Consider the following 2344-nt stretch of genomic DNA (forward strand, 5'->3'; position numbering starts at 1 on the left):
GCCGAGGCGCGGTCCGGCGAGCCGTCGCTGACCTTGGTCCTCGGGCCGCCCGGCACCGGCAAGACCACCGTCGTCGAGCACTTCTTGCGCGATCAAGAAGACGTGCAGGTGCTGCGGGCCTCCGGTGTCCAGTGGGAGCAGTCGCGGGCGTTCGGCGTGCTGGAGATCCTGCTGCGCGGCACCGGGCACCGGCCGGGCGGCGACCCCGCCGAGGAAGGCACCCGGCTGCTGTCGACCTGGGCGCAGCGGCAGCCGCTGATCGTGCTGGTCGATGACGCGCATTGGGCCGATCCGGAGTCGCTGCGCGCGCTGGCCTCGGCGGAGCGGCGGATGAGCGGTGAGCAGGTGCTGACCCTGCTGGTCGCCGACGAGGATCAGGACAGTTCGCCACAAGTACGGGATTTCCTCGCGCACCAACGGCAATCCACCGTCCACATAGGTCCGATGAGCGCGGCGGACGTGCGCGAGTTCGCGCTGCGCGACGCCGGAGTCGATCTCGCTCCCGCCACTGCTCGGCGGCTTTCCGCGCACACCGGCGGAAATCCCGGCCACATCCGCGCACTCCTGCGTGAACTGCCGCCGGAAACGTGGCGCGGCTGGCCGTCGAACCTGCCCGCGCCACGCGCGCTGATCAGCGGGATCGCGCGCACCATGCGGGATTGGGCGGAGCCGACGCGGACGTTGGTCGAGGCGGCCGCGGTGCTCGGTGTGAGCGTGCCGTTCGCGCGCGCGGCGGAGCTTTCCGGTGTGCGGCAACCGATCGCGGCGCTGGACGAAGCGACCCGGGCGGGTGTGCTGCTGCCCGCGGAAGGTAGCGGACTGCGCACGTTGCGGTTCTCCTCCGAGCTGGTGCGCGCGTGCGTCTACTCCGGACTCACACCGCTGCGGCGGCAGGAAGCGCACCGCGCGGCGACCCGGGTGGTCGACGACGAGCAGGAGCTGTTCGCGCACCGGGTCGCGCTCACCCCGTTCCCGGACGCCGGGCTGGCCGCCGAGCTGGACTCGTTCGCCGACCGGCAGGCGGATCGCGGCGCGTGGTCGGCGGCCGGTGACGCGCTGATCGACGCCGGGCGGCTCAGCCCCGAGCCCGCCGACCGCGAGCGACGCCTGGTGCGCGCGGTCGACGCGCTGGCCGGTGCGGGCGACATTCCGCGGGCGCAGGCGTTGACCCCGGCCATGGAGGGGTTCGCGCCGAGCGCGCTGCGCGATGCGGTGCTGGCCTACCTCGGCATCATGCAAGGCCGCCCCGCCGAGGCGGAGGCGCTGCTGACCAGCGCGTGGCAGCGCTGCGACCCGGACGACGATCCGCACATCGCCGCACTGGTCTGCCAGCGCCGGGTGCTGCACGCGCTCGGGCACTGGGACGGCGTGGAACTGGTGCGCTGGAGCCGCCGGGCGGTTCGGCTGACCACTCGGGACGATCCGGCGGTGGTGGAGTCCGAGGCGATCCTCGGACTCGGACTCGCCGCGACCGGCCGGATTCCGCAGGCGTTGTCCGCGTACGAAAGCGCGTCGAGCCGGGTCCGCGCGGGCGCGCAGGCCCAGCGGGTGCAGATGGGGCAGGGCTGGCTCAAGCTCGCCCAAGACGATCCGCTGGCCGCGCGCCGCGCGCTGCAAGGCGCGGTGCCGACCGAATACCAGCAGGGATCGACCCGCATCTCGCTGTGGGCGCAGGCGTGGCTGGCCCGCGCGGATTTCGTGCTCGGCGACTGGGACGAGGCACTGCGCACCGTCAACGCGGCAGCGGCACACCTCGAGGACGCGGGCCTCGAACTGGTGCGCCCGCTGGTGCACTGGACGGGCGCGCAGGTCAACGCGCTGCGCGGCGACTGGGACGCGGCCTACGAGCACCTGCGGCACTCGGCCACCGGGGCGCACACCTACGAAGTGATGATCATTCCGGCGGCGCTGGCGCAGGCGCAATGCGCGGAGGCCCGCGCGGACTACGAGTCGGTGCTGCGCAACCTGCGCCCGCTGGTGGACTTGCGCGGCATCGACGAACCCGGCTTCTGGCCGTGGCACGACGTGTACGCCAACGCGCTGATCGTGACCAACCGGGCCGACGAGGCGGAGGATTTCCTGCGCCCGCAAGAAGAACTCGCCGCCGAACGCGGCCACCACTCGACGCTGGCCCGCCTCGGCTACGTGCGCGGGCGGATCGAAGGAGCCCGCGGCGACCTGGATGCGGCCCGGCGTGCGTTCGACACCGCGTTGGAGAACCTGGGCTCGCTGCCACTGCCGTACGAGCGGGCTCGGGTGCTGTTCCCCTACGGCCAGACGCTGCGCCGCGCCGGGAAGCGGCGGGAGGCGGACGTCGTGCTGTCGCAGGCGCGCGACGCCTACC

1 protein-coding gene is annotated in these 2344 nt (G+C 73.4%); it reads left to right on the plus strand.

Features of this window, described 5'->3' with window-relative positions; genetic code table 11:
- A partial coding sequence (locus IJH84_RS11900; RefSeq protein WP_295144068.1) for an AAA family ATPase occupies positions 1–2344 on the plus strand: 2344 nt, incomplete at both ends.

Source organism: Saccharopolyspora sp., assembly GCF_017434145.1.
In the GTDB taxonomy this organism is placed as follows: domain Bacteria; phylum Actinomycetota; class Actinomycetes; order Mycobacteriales; family Pseudonocardiaceae; genus Saccharopolyspora_C; species Saccharopolyspora_C galaxeae.